This is a genomic window from Fructilactobacillus sanfranciscensis DSM 20451, assembly GCF_001436035.1.
GTDB classification, from domain to species: Bacteria; Bacillota; Bacilli; order Lactobacillales; family Lactobacillaceae; genus Fructilactobacillus; species Fructilactobacillus sanfranciscensis.
In genome coordinates this window covers 1-2350 of sequence record NZ_AYYM01000046.1, presented here as the reverse complement: position 1 = coordinate 2350, position 2350 = coordinate 1, and the positions used below count along the sequence as shown (strand labels likewise).

General features: G+C 32.8%; 3 protein-coding genes. 1 reads left to right on the top strand and 2 read right to left on the bottom strand.

What is annotated here, in order from left to right; all coding sequences use genetic code 11:
- Positions 1 to 455 precede the first annotated feature (455 nt).
- Positions 456 to 1250 (bottom strand): 2-keto-4-pentenoate hydratase, encoded by a 795-nt coding sequence (locus tag FD36_RS06265; RefSeq protein ID WP_337740603.1) that lies wholly within the window; start codon positions 1248 to 1250, stop codon positions 456 to 458.
- Positions 1251 to 1483: 233 nt separating this feature from the next.
- On the opposite strand from FD36_RS06265, the gene FD36_RS06260 reads away from it, so the two are divergent.
- Positions 1484 to 2074, top strand: a complete 591-nt coding sequence (locus tag FD36_RS06260; protein ID WP_056958840.1) for a cadmium resistance transporter — start codon at positions 1484 to 1486, stop codon at positions 2072 to 2074.
- A gap of 67 nt (positions 2075 to 2141) precedes the next feature.
- On the opposite strand, the gene FD36_RS06255 is transcribed toward FD36_RS06260, so the two are convergent.
- Positions 2142 to 2350, bottom strand: a 209-nt coding sequence (locus tag FD36_RS06255) for a hypothetical protein (protein WP_235803526.1), incomplete at its 5' end; no start/stop codon positions are given.

The following is a 2350-nucleotide window of genomic DNA, read 5'->3' as shown; positions in this document are numbered from 1 at the left end:
AAACCCCAGCAGATACAGCAGTTACGGCTGCAATTGTCTTTAAACCTTTAAACTTCATAAAATAAAATCTCCTTTTTGATTAACTGTTTCTAGTTTTCTGTTTTAAGAATGTTGTTCAATTAATGAATAAGTGACATCAACTAATCAACAGTACCCATGATAAAGTGTATTTATTACACTCACATTACAGTGGGGTTAAGAAAAGGAAGTCGTTTGTAATACTGTAATCTTACTATCACATTCTGTAATTTAATTTCTGCTTGGGATTTGTTCTTTATATGGTAGATTAATGAAAAAAATCAAGTTTCAAATGCTCCCTTCTACCTATTAGATTCGTAAAAAGTCTGATATAATGCCTAGAAATAGTAAAAAATTACCTGAAACATAAAAAAGCCACAACTATTATCATTAGCTGTGGCTTTTGTGATACTTATAATCTATCCTATAGTTATCTTCTATTTTTCTACTTCAAATTTGACATCACTTAAACCATAGTCAAATTCAGCTTCCCAATTTCCTGGTGTTAATGGAACTGGTAACAAGAAAGTACCAGTTGAGACATGTTCACCGGCATGAACGACTTGATTAGTTTCGGCTAACTTTTCGGTTAACCATTTCAATGCTTTAATGGGATTGCCTAAGACCTCACTAGATTTTCCTTCTGCAACCTTGGTTCGATCACGGAACAATTCTGTATGCATTTTAGTTAACTCGCTTAAAGTGAAATCTTCGGCTGGAACTTCATCACCATAAACAACTGCTCCACCAACTGCTGCATCCGCCATCACTAAATGCTTTGGTAATGCAGGGAACCAGTCTTTAAAACGACAATCTGGCAACTCGACGGCTGGTGCAACGGTCGTTTTTACCATCAACTCTTCTAAAGAATCTGTAGCAGCTAATTCCTTTTTAGCAGTGAAAACTAATTCAACTTCAACTAACGGTTCCATAAACATCGATTGTTTTAGCTTAACGCCCGATTTAAAGAATCGTTCATCCAGTTGAGCACCATATAGTGGTTCCGTAGCAGCAAACATTTTCTGCGTCTCTTCACTTGTAAGACTAATCTTATAACCACCTAATTTTTTCGCTTTTAAATCAGTTAACTCTCGCTGAATTGCATATGCAGAATCATCATCAAATTCTGGAAATTCATGCATATCTAATGGCTTTTGCTTTGCATAGGCCTTATATAAAGTTTTGGCCAGTTTATCTACTTCATCACGAGTTAATTTTTTCTCAGTCATCATAAACACATCCTTTACGTCAAATTTTAGTCGAAGTCTAATGTTCGATTTATATTAATATAACACAACTTTTCACTTTGTCAATTAGTTTTTTGACGTATAATTACATGACTTTTGTTTTATTGTTCGTTTTTATAATAAAAACAGTTAATTTTAAACAAATTCATTGTTTTTATTATAAGGATTAAAAATTCTTATAATATAATAAGAAGTAAACTTTTCATTTAAGGATTAATATGTTAGAAATTATTTTAAATTCAATCGTGTCTTATATCTCAACTAACATGGATTATATTCTAGTGCTAGTATTACTAATCCATGCGCATCGTTTCAAAAGTCCCATTTTAATTGGGGATATGATTGGAACAACCATTCTTACTGTTACACCAATGACAATTGCTATTTTACTTCGAGCCGTTCCAGAAACTTGGATGCTTGGTTTCTTAGGATTATTTCCGATTTACTTTTCCTTAACCAGTTTCTTTGGTAAAAGTAACAACAATTCTCTGGAAGAAGCAGATAATAAATCACGGTTTAAATTAATTCTACATACCGTAATCATCACTGTAGCAGCCTGTGGAGCTGATAACATCGCAGTCTATATTCCTATTTTTATTCGCAAATCAACTTTTGAATTAGTTGTTGCCTTTTGTGTCATGTTAACGATGGCTGTAATTTTCTTTGGCTTAGCTGTAGTAATTAGCAAAGATAAACGACTTGAACAATTCTTAAATCGGTATAGCAAGTATCTAACGGGTACCATTTACATGTATCTAGGAATTTCAGTCCTAATTCAATGTGGAACTATTTCTCATTTTCTTAAATAACTCATTCTATACTAAAAGAAACCTGCCTTGGTAGCAGGTTTCTTTTTTAATTTCCCAAAGTAACGTTTCAAATGTTTTCTAATAACCTTTCATTCTTTTGGGCTAACCGAAATTCATCATCATTTAAAAATTCGATTTGTCCGCTAACCTCAATTGGCTTTAACTCTGAATCTAATTCATTCAACTGAATCGTAACTTCATAATTATTCTTCATTGCATAATATAATCTTTGTTTAATTAGGGCGATGGTCTGAGTGCTTCTATACTGATAATTGG